This is a genomic window from Spirillospora albida, assembly GCF_000718255.1.
In the GTDB taxonomy this organism is placed as follows: domain Bacteria; phylum Actinomycetota; class Actinomycetes; order Streptosporangiales; family Streptosporangiaceae; genus Spirillospora; species Spirillospora albida.
Window position 1 is genome coordinate 1 of record NZ_JOFJ01000027.1, and the last position, 15,284, is coordinate 15,284.

A 15,284-nucleotide genomic window follows, 5' to 3' on the forward strand; every position below is an offset into this window, starting at 1 on the left:
GCGGTCAGAAGGGCGTCCAGGTTTGTCTTCACACACTGATCATGGGCGCCCTTCGCCATGCCCGCGGCCGGTTCAGCAAACCCCCATCAACGATCTAGGAGGGGCGGACCTCGGCGGCCTCCCGGGGATGCGCGGCGGCGGCCGCCGCCATCGCCGCGCCCACGATTCCCGCGTTGTTGACGAGCGTCGCCGGGACGATCGGCGCCCGCACCCCCGTGATCAGCGGGACGAACCGGTCGGCCCGCTTGCTCACCCCGCCGCCCAGGATGATCAGCGAGGGGCAGATCAGCGCCTCCAGCCGCGACAGGTACCGGCCGAGCCGCTCCGCCCACTCGTCCCAGCCGAGCTTCTCCTCTTCGCGGATCCGCGCGGCCGCCCGCGTCTCCGCGTCATGGCCGTCGATCTCCAGATGCCCGAACTCGGTGTTCGGGACGATCACACCGTCGGTGAACAGGGCGCTGCCGATGCCCGTCCCGAGGGTCAGCACGACCACCGTGCCGCCCTTCCCGCGTCCCGCGCCGAGCCGCATCTCCGCGAGACCGGCCGCGTCGGCGTCGTTCAGCAGCGTCACGGGGCGCCCGGTCGCCTCCCGGAACAGCGCCGCCGCGTCGAGCCCGATCCACTTCCGGTCGACGTTGGCCGCCGACATCGTCACCCCGCCGACCACCACACCGGGAAACGTCACCCCGACGGGGCCCGTCCAGCCGAAGTGCTCCACGACGTCGCCGAGCACCTTCGCGACCGCGCGCGGGGTCGCCGGCTTCGGCGTCGGGAGCCGGAACCGCTCCCGCGTCAGCGCGCCCTCCGCGGTGTCGACCGGAGCACCCTTGATCCCCGAGCCGCCGATGTCGATCCCGAGTGTTTCCTCGCCCATGACCCGATCCTGCCCGATCTTCGGGGATCCAAGGCGGGCCGGCGCTCAGGACGACCAGAGCAGGGTGGCCAGCTCGGTGTCGATGTCGATGAACTCGGGCTCCCGCCCCGCCGGGACGGCCTGGTACGTCCGGTGCAGGAAATCGGCAAGCGGCGCCAGCGGGACCTCGAACAGGGCGTTGCCGAAAGGCGACGACAGCGCGATGTTCAGCGATCCGTCGTCGGTGCCCGGCCAGACCTCGACGTCCCCGTCCCCGACCTTGCGCACGATGCCGACGGTCAGCAGCTCCCGCGCGAAGATCCACTCGACGGGTTCGTCGTCGCCGACGTAGAAGGCCATCCTGATGGCATAGGGGTCGTCCGCGGCGTACTGCAGCCCGGCGAGCAGGGGCACGGTGGTGCGGTCCGGGACGACGAGACGAAGGCCCAGCTCTGCTGAGATCGTGGTGCTGCTGTTCATGGCCATTCCTTCATACGTCGGTGCCGCTGCGCGCGGGTGCTCCGTTGCTGTGCGGGATCCCTCCACACGGATGTCCCCGCGATCTATGACGCCTAACTGCCGGAACTCCGTTGAACATTCCATCGTGACCGCCTCCTGTGACCCATCTCACTTCCTAAAAATCCCCTCCTGACCTGGGCAAAGACGGATCTTTCCGGCATGCGCCCCCAGCGTCGTGCACTCCGGTACGTCCCGCGGGGCCGGGGTACCGTGTGGTCGTGGGCGACCGCGGCGAACCGACGTCTGCCTTAAGGTGACAAATTGTGGTGACGAAACCCGAACCGAAGCTGCCCCCGGCGAAGGAGCCGGGACCGCTGCAGCGCTTCCGCGAAATGATCCGGAGGCATACCCTCCTCAACACCGCGTGGCAGATCGGCGTCTTCACGGTCGGCATGACCGTCCTCGCCGGCGGCCTCGTCATGATGGTCACGCCCGGCCCCGGCATCGTCGGCATCGTCCTCGGCCTGGCGATCCTCGCCACCGAGTTCGCCTGGGCCCAGCGCGCCCTCCACCGCGCCAAGGCCGCCGCCGAGCGCGCCAAGGAGAAGGCCCTGGACCCCCGCAAGAAACGCCGCAACCTCATCGTCGGCATCACCTGCGGCATCCTCGGCGGCGCCGCCGTCGTGGCCTACCTGGTGGTCTACGACTACACCCTGCCCTGGAACATCGAAGACCCGAAGTTCTGGGACTGACCGCTCGTCGTCCGCGGGCGCCCCCTTCGCCCGCGGTTGCGCGAAGACCCACCGGGATGCGCTAGAGTTTCCGACGTCGGAACGCCCCCGGAGGGCCACACCCGACGCCCGGGGCGATTAGCTCAGTGGGAGAGCGCTTCGTTCACACCGAAGAGGTCACTGGTTCGAACCCAGTATCGCCCACCCCGATCCCATAGACCCTCCCGCGTTCTGCCGGAGGGTCTCAGTGTTCTTCCGGCCGCACGGCTCTCTTGAGGAGCGACGTTGCCGCCGGGGGCTGAGGTGATCTCCGCATGTATGCGTTCGACCAGGGGATGATGACCCCGGCTCGGCCACCAGGGCGGATCGGGGAGGTGTCCGGTGAGCGCTCGTCCTCGGCGTTTTCTGCGCGCCGGTCTCGTGATGGTCATGTCCGTCGTGGTCGCGGGGTGCGGCGACGACGCGGGCGACGGGGGGTCGGCTGAGCCGTCCGGCACACGTTCTGCGGCGCCGTCCGCGACGCCTTCCGCCAGTCCGTCCGTTGCGCCCTCCGATGGCGAGATCGATCCGGGGCATGTTCACGCCCTCGGTGTCGATCCGGCCGATGGGGCGGCCTACTTCGCCGCCCATACCGGGCTGTTCAAGATCGACGGTAAGGGGGGCGCGAGCCGGGTCGCGGGGCATAAGCCGGACATGATGGGCTTCGCCGTCGTGGGGCCGCGGACCTTCCTGGCCAGCGGCCATCCGGCGCCCGCCGACATCGCCGAGGGCGCTCCGCATCACCTTGGGCTGATCCGTTCCCCGGACGCCGGCGCCACCTGGACGACGATCTCCGAGAAGGGCAAGGCCGACTTCCACTCCCTCCAGCAGGCCGGTCCCGTCCTGTACGCGTACGACAGCCAGACGGGGGCCGTCCGGCACAGCAGGGACGGCGGCCGCACGTGGACCATCGGGGCGGTCCTGGGCGTGTACGACCTGGCGGCACACCGGGACCGGCCGGCCCGGGTGTACGCGACCACGCCTGACGGGCTTCAGGTGAGCGACGACTCCGGCGCCGCGTTCACGCCGGTTCGGGGAGCGCCGGAGCTGACCCATGTGGACGCGCTCGACGGGGGCGTCCTGATCGGCGTCGCACCTGGCGGGAGGGTGCGGGTCGGTGAGGGCCGCTCGTGGCGGAGCGCCGGCGCCGTGCCGGGCGGGCGGGTGATCGCCTTCACCGCCGTCGACCGCCGGAGGCTGCTGGCGGCGGGGGAGGACGGCACGGTGTACGAGTCGCGTGACGGCCGTACCTTCGGCGTCGTCTACCGCTGACTCGGCCGCGACGGCAGGGTGAGGATCTCGGCCCCGTCGTCGGTGATCGCGATCGTGTGCTCGCTGTGGGCCGTCCGGCAGCCCGTAGCGCTCCGGAGCGTCCACCCGTCGGCGTCGGTGACGAGCCGGGCGGTGTCGGCCATGACCCACGGCTCCAGCGCGAGCAGCAGCCCGGGACGAAGCTTGTACCCGCGCCGCGGGCGCCCGGTGTTCGGGACGTGCGGATCCTGGTGCATCGTCGATCCGATGCCGTGGCCGCCGAACTCGGTGTTGATCGGATACCCCTCCTCGTGGAGGACGGAGCCGATGGCGTGGGAGATGTCGCCGACGCGGGCGCCGGGCCCGGCCGCGGCGATCCCCGCGCTCAGGGCGCGCTCCGTCGCCCTGATCAACGCGATGCTCTCCGGGGGCTTCGCGTCGCCCACGATGAAGCTGATGGCGGAGTCCGCGGCGACACCGCCCTTGGAGACGGCGAGGTCGAGGGTCAGCAGGTCGCCGTCGGCGAGCGTGCGGTCGTGCGGCCGTCCGTGCAGCACGGCGTCGTTGACGGCCGTGCAGATGTAGTGCCCGAAGGGCCCGCGGCCGAAGGACGGCTCGTAGTCGACGTAGCAGGACTCCGCGCCGGCCTCCACGATCATGGACGCGGTCCACCGGTCGATGTCCAGCAGGTTCGTGCCGACCGTGGTACGGCCCTTCAGCGTGTGCAGGATGTCGGCGACGAGGGCGCCCGTCTCTCGCGCCCGCGCCAGTCCGGCGGCGTCCAGGATCTCGATCACGCGGTTCCCTCTCCTGCGTCCAATAACTATCCCGGCCATATTATGCCGGTATTAGAATCGGGGCATGGTCAGGTTGCCGCTCACCGTCGCGGAGGTCGAGCGCGGGCAGCGCCTCGGCGCCCTGCTGCGCCTCGCCAGGGGAGAGCGCTCGATGCTCGAGGTCGCGCTGGACGCGCGCGTCTCGCCGGAGACGCTCCGGAAGATCGAGACGGGCCGGGTGGCGACCCCCGCCTTCCCGACCATCGCGGCGATCGCCGACGTCCTCGGGCTCTCCCTCGACGCGGTGTGGGCGGAGATCAACCGGCCCGAACTCGACCGGGGCCGAGACGCGCCCGAGCGGCTCGGCTCGTGAGTCCCGCCGGCTGGAACACGTCGGCTCGTCGCGTCCGGATGGCTGTGGGCCGGTCGCGGCGAGCCGGTGTGATCACGCTGGAGCGGTGCGTCCGCGTCAGGCGGGGTGGGCTCCATGCGGGTGTCCTCCGCGGCGCGACTCCCAGTCGCGCGCCGTGCGCGCCAGCCGGGCGGCCAGCCGGTCGGCCGCGATGGCGATCGCCTCGTGGAGGGTGGGGGCCATGGCGTGCGCGTGCAGCGGCCGGCCGTTGACGTCGGCGTGCACCGACACCTCCGCCTGCCCGTCGGGCTTGTGGGAGGGCGCGACCCCGAGCGCGGTCCGGACGAGCAGGACCGGCTCGTGGGAGTGGGCGAGCACCCGCGTGAACACCTCGCGGGCCCGCTGCACTTCCGCGGTCGTGACGTCACCCGACAGCGTGAAGGTCATCGGCTGGGTGAGGGCTTCCACCGTGGGCTCCACGGTGACTCTGGCCTCGTGTCGCATGAGTGCTCCTGGACGGGAGTGGGGCGGTGGGCCGCCGGCGGGGTGCCGGGGCGTCGCTCCGGTTTCGGGTGCGTCACCACACTGGCGCCGATGGCCGCACCCGCCACAGAGACCTTCGTCCCGGCCTGTGGGCCGTTGGACCTGAGCCCCTTTTGGTCCCGGCATGCCGGGACCAAAAGCCCTACGGTACGGCGCCGCCGCACAGTTGGCTGGAGGTGTGAACGAGAGGACCGCGCCTGCTGCAGGGCGCTCGCGGACGGCGGGAGCCGAAATGGACGATCGACGGAAGAGCCGCGGCATCGTGGTGGGTTATGACGGTTCCGCGCAGAGCGAGACCGCGGTGCGGTGGGCCGCCGCGGAGGCGCGGCTGCGGGTGGTTCCCCTGACCGTCTGCCACGCCTGGGAGGTCTACCTCGCGGGCGCCCCGATGGCGGTGCCCGTCGCGGACCTGCACGGAATGGCGCAGGACGTGCTGAACGCGGGAGCCGAGCTCGCCCGCAAGGAGGCGGACGAGGTGCAGGCGGTGCTCGGGCGGGGTGCCGCGGCGTCCGTGCTGATGGAGGCGGCCGAGGACGCGGAGCTCGTGGTGGTGGGCTCGCGTGGGCACGGCGGGTTCGCGGACCTCGTCCTGGGCTCCACGACGGCGGCGCTCGCGGCGCACGCGCCCTGCCCCATCGTCGCCACGCGGGAGGAGACCGGGGCCGGGCGGGACGGCTTCGGCGCAGTCGTGGTGGGCGTCGACGGCTCGCCTGCGTCGCTGGCGGCGCTGGAACTGGCGTTCGCCGAGGCGCATCTGCACCGGGCGGCGGTGCGGGCGGTGCTGGCCTGGCCTGCGTACGCCGAGGCGGGGACGCTGCCGCTGGTCGACATCGAGGGCCTGCGCGGGCTGGCGGGGGAGCGGCTCGCCGCGCTCGTCGCCCCGCTGGAGGAGCGGTACCCCGGTGTGCCGGTGCGGACCGACGTGGTGACGGGTGCGCCGCGGGAGGTCCTGCTGGACGCGGCGGAGGGCGCGGGGCTCCTGGTGGTCGGGACGCGCGGGCTCGGTGGCTTCCGCGGCCTGCTCCTCGGGTCGGTGAGCCACGCGCTGCTGCACCACGCCCCCTGCGCCGTGGCGGTCGCCCACGCGGGTGCCGACGGCGGTGCCTGACCGGGTCACCGCGCCGGCGTCGGAGGAGAGAGAGCCCGAGAGGGCGCAGGAGGGAAGATCCATGCGAGCACCGATCGTCGTCGGAATCGATGGCTCCGCGCACGCCTGGCGGGCCCTGGACTGGGCGGCCGAACACGCCGCCCGGCACCGTCTCCCGCTGCTGCTCGTGCACGGCTCCCGGGCGCTGCTGCCCGACGGGAGCATTCCGGAGGACGCGCTCCGCCGGCTGACCGCCGAACGCGAGGACCTGCTCGCCGAGGCGCGCGAGTACGTGCTGAAGATCCACCCGGGCCTGGACGTCACGACGCGCCTGGTGCCGGCCGACGCGCGGCACGCGCTGGAGGAGGAGGGCGGGCGGGCCTCGCTGGTGGCCGTGGGGTCGCGGGGGCTCGGCGGGTTCGCCGGGCTGCTGCTGGGGTCCGTCGGCGCGTACACGGCGGCGCACGCGCGGTGCCCGGTGCTGGTCGTCTCCCATACCGCGCAGTACCCCACCGACGCGCCCGCGAGGATCGTGGTCGGGATCGAGGGCCGGCACGACGAGAACGCGGTCCTCGAGTGGGCCTTCACCGAGGCGGCGACGCGGGGGGCCGGGATCGTCGCATTGCACGCGGTGGGGGCGGAGTTCGGCGCTCCCCGCCGCCGGATGGCGGAGGACGCGGAGCTGTCGGAGGCCCTGGCGGGGTTCGGGGAGCGCTTCCCCGAGGTCCCGGTGGTGCGCGACATCTCCGACCGCCCTCCGGCGCAGGCCCTGGTGGACGCCTCCGAGGACGCCGCGCTCGTGGTGGTGGGCGCCCACCACGGCCGCGGTCCGGGCGGTATGGCGCTGGGGCGCGTCGACCACGCGGTCCTGCATCACGCGCACTGCCCCGTCGTGGTGGTGCCGCGACGCGACCCCGAGGGCTGATCCCGCTCCGGGCGGCCCCTCGATGCGAAGGCGCCGAACCGTTTCCCGGTTCGGCGCCTTCGCACGTCGCGACGCGGGCCGAAGGTCCCCGATCCGGTGGACCCGCGGCCTCTGGCCCGCGCGGCGGCGCGGGGGGAAGCTGAAGGTGCGAGCCACCGATGAGGAGGGGGTCATGATGATCCGGGTACTGGTGGCCTACGGCTCCGAGCGCGGCGGGACCGCCGAGATCGCCGAGTGGATCGGTGCCGCGCTGATCGAGTCGGGACTGGATCCCGACGTCCGTCCCGCCGGCTCCGTCATGGCGCTGGACGGGTACGACGCCGTCGTCCTCGGCGGCGCCCTCTACGCCGCCCGCTGGCACCGCGACGCGCGCCGCTTCGTCCGGCGGTTCGCCGGCGGGCTGGCGTCCCGGCCGCTGTGGTTGTTCAGCAGCGGCCCGCTCGACGCCACGGCCGGGGAAGGGGACCTGGAGCCGGTGCGGGGAGTGGCGAAGGCCGCCCGCAAGGCCGGCGCCAGGGGCCACGCCACCTTCGGCGGACGCCTGGCGCCCGACGCCGAGGGGTTCCTCGCCTCCGCGGTCGCGAAGAAGTCGAGCGGGGACTACCGTGACCGTGAGCAGGTGCGGGCATGGGCGGCGGGGATCGGCGGCGAGCTGCGGAGGGCGGCCGGGAGAGTCCGGCGGCACTGATGCTTCGGGACCAAGGTCCCGAAGCTGACATCCCGTCCGTTGATCGACATACTTGCGGGCATGGCGCACGCGGCGGGAACCGGCGAGGAACGTACGACACCACTGCTCCCCCAATTGCAGCTGGACGATCTGCTCACCGAGCTGCAGGCGCGGCTGGAGACGGCGCGGGCGACGCGCGACCGGGTGCACGCCCTGCTGGAGGCCGTGGTCTCGATCGGCGGCGAGCTGGAGATCGGTCAGGTGCTGCGGCGCATCACCGAGGCCGCCACGACGCTGGTCGACGCGCGGTACGGCGCGCTGGGCGTCATCGACGAGGACCGCGAACGCCTGGTCGAGTTCATCACCGTCGGGGTCGGTGAGCGGGAGATCGAGGCGATCGGCGGCTGGCCGCACGGGCACGGGATCCTCGGCCTGCTGATCAAGGAGCCGCGCCCGCTGCGGCTGCCCGATCTGGCCGAGCACTCCGAGTCGCACGGCTTCCCGCGGAACCATCCGCCGATGAGCACGTTCCTCGGTGTGCCGATCCGGGTGCGCGACGAGGTGTTCGGAAACCTGTACCTGACCGAGAAGGCCGGCGGGGACTTCGACGAGGAGGACGAGGTCGTCGTGACCGCGCTGGCCACGGCGGCGGGCGTCGCGATCGAGAACGCCCGTCTGTACGAGGAGGCGCGGCGGCGGGAGTGGTGGCTGGAGGCGTCGGCGGAGATCTCCACCGCGCTCCTGTCGGGGGCCGGCCTCGCGGAGGTGACCGCGCTCGTCGCCGCGCGCGCCCGCGAGATCGTCGGCGCGGATCTGGCGACGGTCGCGCTCGTCGACGAGACGAGCGAGTGCCTGCTGGTGGAGGCCGCCGACGGCATGGACGCCGAGCGGCTGCGCGGGATGAGCGTCCCGATCGACCGTTCGGTCGCCGGGCGGGTCTACCGGGAGGGCGCGGCGCTGCGGCTGGCCGACGCCCGGCAGGCCGGTGCGCCGGACCAGGCGGCCGTCGGGCCGCTGCTGGCGGTGCCGCTCGGTCTCGGCGCGTCCGCGCGGGGCGTGATCTCCGTGATGAACGCGCCGGGCGGATCGGTGTTCACGGCGGGGGTGCAGCGGCTGCTGGAGCCCTTCGCCGCGCAGGCGGCGGTGGCCCTGGAACTGGGGGAGCGGCGCCGCGACGGCGAGCGGCTGGCGCTGCTGGAGGACCGCGACCGGATCGCCAAGGACCTGCACGACACGGTGATCCAGCGGCTGTTCGCCACCGCCATGACGCTGATGAGCGGGATCAAGATGGCGCAGAAGCCCGAGGTGGCGTCCCGGATGCAGCGGGCGGTGGACGACCTCGACGACACCATCCGGCGGATCCGCTCGTCGATCTTCGAGCTCCAGGCGACGGACGAGGACGAGTCGCTGCGCAGCCGGCTGCACGCGCTCGTGGACGCGTCCGCCGAGAGCCTCGGATTCGCCCCCTCGGTCCGGCTGGACGGCCTGCTCGACACGGCCGTGGACGACCGGACGGCGGAGCACCTGCTCGCGGTGCTGCAGGAGGCCCTGTCCAACGTGGCCCGGCACGCCCACGCCAACGAGGTCCGGGTGGTGGCGCAGGTGGCCGACGACCTGACGCTGCGGGTCGAGGACGACGGCGTCGGCGTCTCCGACGGAGGCAGGCGCAGCGGCCTGCGCAACATGCAGGACCGGGCCGCCTCCCTGGGCGGCGCGTTCGAGGTGCGGCCGGGTGCCGAGGGCGGCACCGTCCTGCTCTGGAGCGTTCCCCTGAACGACTCCTGAGGACCCGGCGCGGCGGGCCGGACGCCGTCGCGGGACCTTCGGCTCTTACCTCTCGGGCGCCGTCCGTTCAGGCTGGTGGTGAACGGGAAACCACCCATGGGAGGGGTGACCTGATCACAACTCGATCATCGACCTGCCCGGGCCGCGCGACGGCGGCCGCACCAGAAGTGAGCGGTACGGAACGAGGTGGATGACATGACCGGCGATTCCCACGTGCTCGTCGGATACGACGGCACCGAGGAGAGCGCACGGGCGGTGCGCTGGGCGGTGACCGAGGCCCGGATGCGGCGGTTGCCGCTGACCGTCTGCCACGCCTGGCGCTGGCCCTACCCGAGCGACTACCTCGACGTCGAGGGCGTGGCGATCGTCAAGCGGATGGCCGGCCACCTGCTCGACAACGGGGTGGCCCTCGCCCGCGAGGCGGCGCCGGGCCTGGAGGTCCGCAAGGCGCTGATGGAGGGCGGTGCGTTCGCGGCCCTGCTCCAGAGGGAAGGGGGCGCCGAGCCCATCGTGGTGGGTTCCCACGAACCCGACCAGGTCCCCGTCGGGTCGACCGTGCTGCAGCTCCCGGCGCACGCGCACCGTCCGGTGGTCGTCGTCCGGCCGGCTTCGGCGCGCCGCGACCTCATCGTGGTGGGGGTCGACGGCTCGGCCGGAGCGAACGCCGCGCTGGCGTTCGCGTTCGAGGAGGCGGCGTTGCGCGGCTGGCCGCTGCGGGCGGTCTACGGCTGCTGGGAGCCGGGAGCGGCGCCCGACGGCGACCTCTCGCTCTTCGACGACGAGGACAAGCTGCGCCACGTGTGCGGAGCCGTCCTGGAGAAGGCGGTCGCGCCCTGGCTCGTCAAGTACCCCACTGTCGAGGCGCGGACGTCGCTGGTGATGCGCTCGCCGCGCGAGGCCCTCTTCGAGGCGGCCGACGAGGCCGCGCTCGTCGTGGTCGGCACCCGCGGCACGGGCCTCGTCCAGCCGCTGACGCTGGGCGCCACCAGCGGCGCCCTGCTCCAGCACGCGCCGTGCACCGTGGCCCTCGTGCCGCGCGACATGGCGTGACGGCGACGGTCTGACCGGCACGAACGGGCCGGGCGTCCAGGGGACGCCCGGCCCGTCCATGTGCGCGGTCGTTTCTCAGGGAATCGTCTCCTCTCCGACGGGGTCGCGCTCGAGGGGGCAGCTCATGCAGCGGGGGCCGCCGCGCCCCCTGCCGAGCTCGCCGCCCGGGATGGTGATGACCTCGATGCCGTTGTGGCGCAGCATGGTGTTGGTCGTGACGTTGCGCTCGTAGGCGACGACGACACCGGGCTCGACCGCCAGGACGTTGTTGCCGTCGTCCCACTGCTCGCGCTCGGCGGCGCGCACGTCCTGCTCGGCCGTGAGCACGCGCACGCGCGGCAGGCCGAGCGCGCGGGCGATCGCGGGGAACAGCGCCTCGTTCTCGTGGACGACGACCGTCCCGTCGCGGCCGGGCGACAGGGTGTGGGACCGCAGCGGGGGCAGCTCGGGGTAGACGGTGAAGGTGTCCCGGTCGACCATCGTCATGACCGTGTCGAGGTGCATGAACGCGCGGCTGCGGGGGAGCTGCGCGGCGATGACGTGGTGGGCGGCGCCCGCCCCGAACAGCCGCTGCGCGAGCAGCTCGACGGCCTGCGGGGTGGTGCGCTCGCTCATGCCGATCAGGACGAGCCCGCCACCGGCGACGTGGACGTCACCGCCCTCGATCGTGGGCAGCGCGTGGTCGTCGCCCGGGTACCAGACCGGGAAGTCCTGGTCGGCGAACATCGGATGGAACCGGTAGACGGCCGCGAGGTGGGCGGTCTCGCGGCGCCGCGCGGGCTTGGCCATCGGATGGAGGGTGACGCCGCCGCCGATCCACGCCGACGGGTCGCGGGTGAAGAGGTGGTTGGGCAGCGGCGGGAGGACGAAGTCTCCGCCGTCCAGGGAGGCCAGCAGCAGACTGTGCACGGCGAGGCCGAGGTCGTCCTTGGTGAGGCCGCCGATGAGGTGCCGGGCGAGGGTGTGCGGGTCCATGTCGTCCAGGACGGACCGGACGGGGTCCGCGAGCGTCGGGCCGAGGGCGGTCTCGGAGGCGGTGCGGTCCAGGACCCACGCCCGCGCGTCGTCGATCTTGACGGTCTCGGCCAGGAGGTCGGCGAGGTAGTGGACCCGGATGCCGCGCTCGCGGAGGGTGTCGGCGAAGACGTCGTGCTCCTGGCGGGCGCGCTTGGCCCACAGGACCTCGTCGAAGAGCAGCTCGTCCTTGTTGGCGGGGGTGAGGCGGAGGAGTTCGAGGTCGGGGCGGTGCAGCAGGACCTGCCGCAGCCGCCCGGCCTCGGAGGTGACGGTGAACACGGGGGGATCCCTTCTTTTCAGGCGGCCTTGGCGGGCGGTTCGGGTGCGCTGGAGGGCAGTGCCCGGACGGGGGCGTTCTCGGCCCGGTACTTGAGCCAGGCGTAGACCGGCATCCCGGCGAAGATGAGCAGGGTGCCCTTGAAGACGACCTCGTAGCCGGCCCCGGCGATCGCCCAGACGGAGTAGCCGAACGCGAGCAGCGCGATGACGGCGTCGCGGGCGAGGCGCCCGCCGGAGAACGCGGCCCGGTCGGTGGCCAGCAGCACGAGCTCGGCGATGGCGGCGTAGGCGTAGGGGATGACGGTGGTGAGGGTCGCCAGCAGGATGATGAAGGTGAACTGGTCGACCAGCGAGGCGTTGTAGTTCATCACCATCAGCCCGGTGACCAGCACGCTGGAGATGACGAGGCCGACGACGGGGGTGCCGCCGCGCCCGGTGCGCGCGAACACCTTGGGGAACAGCCCGTCGCGGGCGGCGGCCAGCGGCACCTGTCCCTGCAGCAGGATCCAGCCGTTCAGCGCGCCGAACGCGCTGATGGCGGCGCCGGCGGCGACCAGGTCGGCGGCCCAGCCGCCGAACGCGGCGTCCGCGGCGTCCGCGAACGGGGCGGTGGAGGTCGCCAGGGCGGCCGCCGGGACGAGCCCCAGCACCGCGACCGTCGACAGGATGTAGATCAGGGCGGTGACGGCGGTCCCGGCGATGGTGGCGCGGGGAATGGTCTTCTCCGGGTCCTCGACGTCCTCGGCGGGGACGGTCGCCGACTCCAGGCCGATGAACGACCACAGCGTCAGCGCGGCCGCCGCGGTGACCGCCGAGAAGGCGCTGCCGCCGGAGGCGTTGAACTCGCCGAAGTTGGCCGACTTGATGAAGAACAGCCCGCCGACGGCGATCATGAGCAGCGGCACGAGCTTGATGACGGTGGTGACGACCTGCACCGCGCCGCCCTGCCGGACGCCGTAGGCGTTCACTGCGGTCAGCAGCCAGATCGCCGCCAGCCCGACCACCGCCGCGAGGACGTTGTTCTTCCCCAGGCCGGGCCAGAAGTGGGCGAGGTATCCGACGAACGCGACCGCGATGGCCGCGTTGCCGGCCCACACCGCGATCCAGTAGCCCCAGGCGGTCTGGAAGCCGACGAAGTCGCCGAACGCCCGCCGCGCGTACGCGTACGGGCCGCCGGTGCGGGGGTAGGCCCGTGCGAGCCGCGCGAACACCAGTGCCAGCAGGATCGCCCCGGTCGCGGTGAACACCCACGCGACCAGGCTGATCGGCCCGTACTCGGCAAGGGAGCTGGGCAGCAGGAAGACCCCCGACCCGATCATGTTGCCCACCACGAGGGCCGAGGCCATCCACAGCCCCAGCTTCCGGCGGGCCGGATTCGCACTCATCGTTGCCTCCTCACACGGGCGGCGGATGCCGCATGATCAGCTGATCACCGTGCGGTGGGGCGGGGCGCCGGTCGTCCGTCCCCGGAGTGGCGGACGAAGGTCCCCTGCGGAACGCTCCCGGCGATCAGGGACGGGTGTCCCCGGCCCCGGGGGCACGGGGCGCCGGGAGCGTTCCGCGATGAGAGGCGGTGGTCAGCGGGCCGCGAAGAAGACGCCGTCCGAGCCGTCGTCCTCGGGGGCGCCCCACGGGGTCGCCCAGCCGACGCCGAGCATGGTCTTCGTGCCGGGGACGTTCACCATGCGGCCGAAGGCGCCGTCCGTCTCAGGGAGGGTGGGGCGCGGGACGGCGGTCCACGTGCCCGCGCGGTGGTGGACCAGGGTCTCGACCCCGCCCATCACCCAGAACCCGCCGTCGCCGTCGGGCGCGAGGTTCGACAGGTCGAAGCGGTAGTCGGGTGTCGTGACGGTGCGCCACGCGGAACCGTTCCAGTTCAGGACGATCGGGCGGAACTCCTCGTCGTCCCCGACGAGCCGGGTGGTGGCGCCCACCGCCCACACGTTCGTGGGCGAGAGGGCAAGGACGTCGCTGAGCGCGGCGGTCGCGCCCTCGGGAACGGGGATCCGGGGCAGCGCCACGGACTTCCAGGCCGAACCGTTCCAGCGCAGCATCCGGGGGAGCCCGCCGGCGTCGCCGACGGCCCAGCCGCTCCGGGCCGAGGTGAAATGCATCGCGTGCACGTTGTCGGCGGGGGCGGCGACACGCCTCCACGTCCCGCCGTCCCAGCGCCGCAGCGGCTCGGCGCCGCTGCCGCCGCTGACGGCCAGCCACACGTTCGACGGCGACAGGACGTCGGCGTCACGCAGCCATACGTCGCCGCTCTCGACGACCGAGGCGCGCCACGCGGTGCCGTTCCAGCGGAACGCCTTGAGGGCGGGGTTCTCCTGCGCCCGCGTGCCGAACGCCCAGACGTTCGTGTCGGACGAGGCGGCCACGTGGCCGAGGGCCGTGTCCACCTGCGCGGGTACGGGCACCTGCTGCCAGGAGCCGCTCCAGCGGTACAGCAGCGGGCGGTTCTCGGCGCTCCAGGATCCCCCGACGGCCCAGGCGCTCGTCGAACCGGTGGCGGCGAGATCGCTCAGGTACTCGTTCCCGGTGAGGCGTGTCAGCGAGGTGACGCTCCATTCGGCCGGCGCCGGCGGCGCGGCGGCCGCCGTTCCCGCCAGCGCGGTGCTCGCCACCACCGCGGCCCCCATCACGGCCGTCGCCGCTCCCCGAAGCTTCATCGCTCTGCCTTCCAGCCGTCCGAGACGATCTACGTGAAGGGGACGGGCCGGGATGTTCCACGGTTGCCCGGTCCTTTTGTCCACATCCGGACGGCCCCGCCTTACTACGTCAAGGCGGCGGGCCGGTCGGCCGTCCCGGCTCGGGCGGTGGCCACCGCGGCCGGGCCGGCCAGGGACGAGAGGACGGTGCCGGTGGTGAGCGTCACCGCGCAGCGTTCGGCCGCGTAGGTGAGGGCGGACGCGTGGTGCTCGGCGGAGAAGTCGGCGGTGGCGTCGGCGACGAAGAACGGCTCGATGTCGCGCATGAAGGCGTCGCAGGCCGTCATCAGGCAGCCGATGTGGGCGTAGATGCCGGTGATGATGAGCTGGTCCCGGCCGCCGCGCAGGAGCGTGTTCCGCAGCGTGGTGCGCTGGAAGGCGCTGTATCGCCACTTGGTGAGCAGGATGTCGGAGCCCGCCGGGGTGAGCTCGTCGATGATCCGTGAAGCGCGGGCCTCGCCGGGGACGCCGTCGCCCCAGAAGTCCTGCAGGAGGCCGCGCTGCTCCAGGGGCTGCGCGCCGGGCTGGGCGGTGTAGACGACGGGGACGCCGAGGTCGGCGCAGCGGACGCGCAGCTCGTTGATGTTGGCGATGAGCCGGGGGATCGGCTCGGCGTCGCGAGTGAAGGCGTCCACGAAGTGGTTCTGCATGTCGTGGACGAGCAGGACGGCGCGGGCCGGGTCCGGTGTCCAGGAGACCCGGTTGGCCGGCAGTGCGTCCGGCATCGGGTAGGGGGTGATGCGGGGCAGGCCCATGACGACT

Annotated in this window: 16 protein-coding genes and 1 tRNA gene; 9 read left to right on the forward strand and 8 right to left on the reverse strand. The window is 73.0% G+C overall.

Going from position 1 to position 15,284, the window contains the following annotated elements:
- Positions 1–94: 94 nt before the first annotated feature.
- Both ppgK and IE99_RS0126485 read right to left on the reverse strand, forming a co-directional pair.
- Complete coding sequence (ppgK, locus tag IE99_RS0126480; protein ID WP_030176658.1) at positions 95–874, reverse strand: polyphosphate--glucose phosphotransferase; 780 nt, start codon at positions 872–874, stop codon at positions 95–97.
- A 45-nt stretch (positions 875–919) separates the two neighbouring features.
- On the reverse strand, positions 920–1,333 hold the full coding sequence (locus IE99_RS0126485) for an SsgA family sporulation/cell division regulator (RefSeq protein ID WP_030176661.1): 414 nt from the start codon (positions 1,331–1,333) through the stop codon (positions 920–922).
- Positions 1,334–1,638: 305 nt separating this feature from the next.
- Here IE99_RS0126485 and IE99_RS0126490 point away from each other — a divergent pair, with 305 nt between their 5' ends.
- The 3 genes from IE99_RS0126490 to IE99_RS30770 all read left to right on the forward strand — a co-directional run bounded on the left by IE99_RS0126490 (position 1,639) and on the right by IE99_RS30770 (position 3,354).
- A complete protein-coding gene (locus IE99_RS0126490) occupies positions 1,639–2,064 on the forward strand; it encodes a PGPGW domain-containing protein (protein WP_245623349.1) in 426 nt (141 codons plus the stop codon).
- 111 nt (positions 2,065–2,175) lie between these two features.
- A tRNA-Val gene (locus IE99_RS0126495) sits at positions 2,176–2,247 on the forward strand.
- 225 nt (positions 2,248–2,472) lie between these two features.
- The gene (locus tag IE99_RS30770) at positions 2,473–3,354 is read left to right on the forward strand and encodes a F510_1955 family glycosylhydrolase (RefSeq protein WP_342666252.1); all 882 of its coding nucleotides are present in this window, start codon (positions 2,473–2,475) and stop codon (positions 3,352–3,354) included.
- On the opposite strand, the gene map is transcribed toward IE99_RS30770, so the two are convergent.
- Positions 3,345–4,130 carry a type I methionyl aminopeptidase gene (gene map, locus IE99_RS0126505; RefSeq protein WP_030176670.1) on the reverse strand — a complete coding sequence of 262 codons (786 nt, stop codon included), beginning with the start codon at positions 4,128–4,130 and terminating at the stop codon, positions 3,345–3,347. The genes IE99_RS30770 and map overlap by 10 nt on opposite strands.
- A gap of 64 nt (positions 4,131–4,194) precedes the next feature.
- On the opposite strand from map, the gene IE99_RS0126510 reads away from it, so the two are divergent.
- Positions 4,195–4,482 carry a helix-turn-helix transcriptional regulator gene (locus IE99_RS0126510; protein ID WP_030176673.1) on the forward strand — a complete coding sequence of 96 codons (288 nt, stop codon included), beginning with the start codon at positions 4,195–4,197 and terminating at the stop codon, positions 4,480–4,482.
- 96 nt (positions 4,483–4,578) lie between these two features.
- On the opposite strand, the gene IE99_RS29810 is transcribed toward IE99_RS0126510, so the two are convergent.
- Positions 4,579–4,965, reverse strand: a complete 387-nt coding sequence (locus IE99_RS29810) for a hypothetical protein (protein WP_157610500.1) — start codon at positions 4,963–4,965, stop codon at positions 4,579–4,581.
- Positions 4,966–5,236: 271 nt separating this feature from the next.
- Between IE99_RS29810 and IE99_RS0126520 the strand changes: the two genes are divergently transcribed.
- The 5 genes from IE99_RS0126520 (at position 5,237) to IE99_RS0126540 (ending at position 10,518) form a co-directional block, all read left to right on the forward strand.
- On the forward strand, positions 5,237–6,112 hold the full coding sequence (locus IE99_RS0126520; RefSeq protein ID WP_030176677.1) for a universal stress protein: 876 nt from the start codon (positions 5,237–5,239) through the stop codon (positions 6,110–6,112).
- Between the two features lie 61 nt (positions 6,113–6,173).
- Positions 6,174–7,016 (forward strand): universal stress protein, encoded by an 843-nt coding sequence (locus IE99_RS0126525; RefSeq protein ID WP_030176679.1) that lies wholly within the window; start codon positions 6,174–6,176, stop codon positions 7,014–7,016.
- Between the two features lie 172 nt (positions 7,017–7,188).
- A complete protein-coding gene (locus IE99_RS0126530; protein WP_037560138.1) occupies positions 7,189–7,704 on the forward strand; it encodes a flavodoxin domain-containing protein in 516 nt (171 codons plus the stop codon).
- A 60-nt stretch (positions 7,705–7,764) separates the two neighbouring features.
- A complete protein-coding gene (locus tag IE99_RS0126535; RefSeq protein ID WP_030176686.1) occupies positions 7,765–9,468 on the forward strand; it encodes a GAF domain-containing sensor histidine kinase in 1,704 nt (567 codons plus the stop codon).
- Between the two features lie 195 nt (positions 9,469–9,663).
- The gene (locus tag IE99_RS0126540; protein ID WP_030176689.1) at positions 9,664–10,518 is read left to right on the forward strand and encodes a universal stress protein; all 855 of its coding nucleotides are present in this window, start codon (positions 9,664–9,666) and stop codon (positions 10,516–10,518) included.
- A 75-nt stretch (positions 10,519–10,593) separates the two neighbouring features.
- Here IE99_RS0126540 and IE99_RS0126545 read toward each other — a convergent pair whose 3' ends face one another.
- The 4 genes from IE99_RS0126545 to IE99_RS0126560 all read right to left on the reverse strand — a co-directional run bounded on the left by IE99_RS0126545 (position 10,594) and on the right by IE99_RS0126560 (position 15,277).
- Complete coding sequence (locus tag IE99_RS0126545) at positions 10,594–11,814, reverse strand: arginine deiminase (protein WP_051713314.1); 1,221 nt, start codon at positions 11,812–11,814, stop codon at positions 10,594–10,596.
- A gap of 17 nt (positions 11,815–11,831) precedes the next feature.
- The gene (locus IE99_RS0126550; protein ID WP_051713316.1) at positions 11,832–13,199 is read right to left on the reverse strand and encodes an amino acid permease; all 1,368 of its coding nucleotides are present in this window, start codon (positions 13,197–13,199) and stop codon (positions 11,832–11,834) included.
- 192 nt (positions 13,200–13,391) lie between these two features.
- A complete protein-coding gene (locus IE99_RS0126555) occupies positions 13,392–14,483 on the reverse strand; it encodes a beta propeller repeat protein (RefSeq protein ID WP_157610501.1) in 1,092 nt (363 codons plus the stop codon).
- A 104-nt stretch (positions 14,484–14,587) separates the two neighbouring features.
- Positions 14,588–15,277 carry an isochorismatase family protein gene (locus IE99_RS0126560; RefSeq protein ID WP_051713318.1) on the reverse strand — a complete coding sequence of 230 codons (690 nt, stop codon included), beginning with the start codon at positions 15,275–15,277 and terminating at the stop codon, positions 14,588–14,590.
- Positions 15,278–15,284 lie beyond the last annotated feature (7 nt).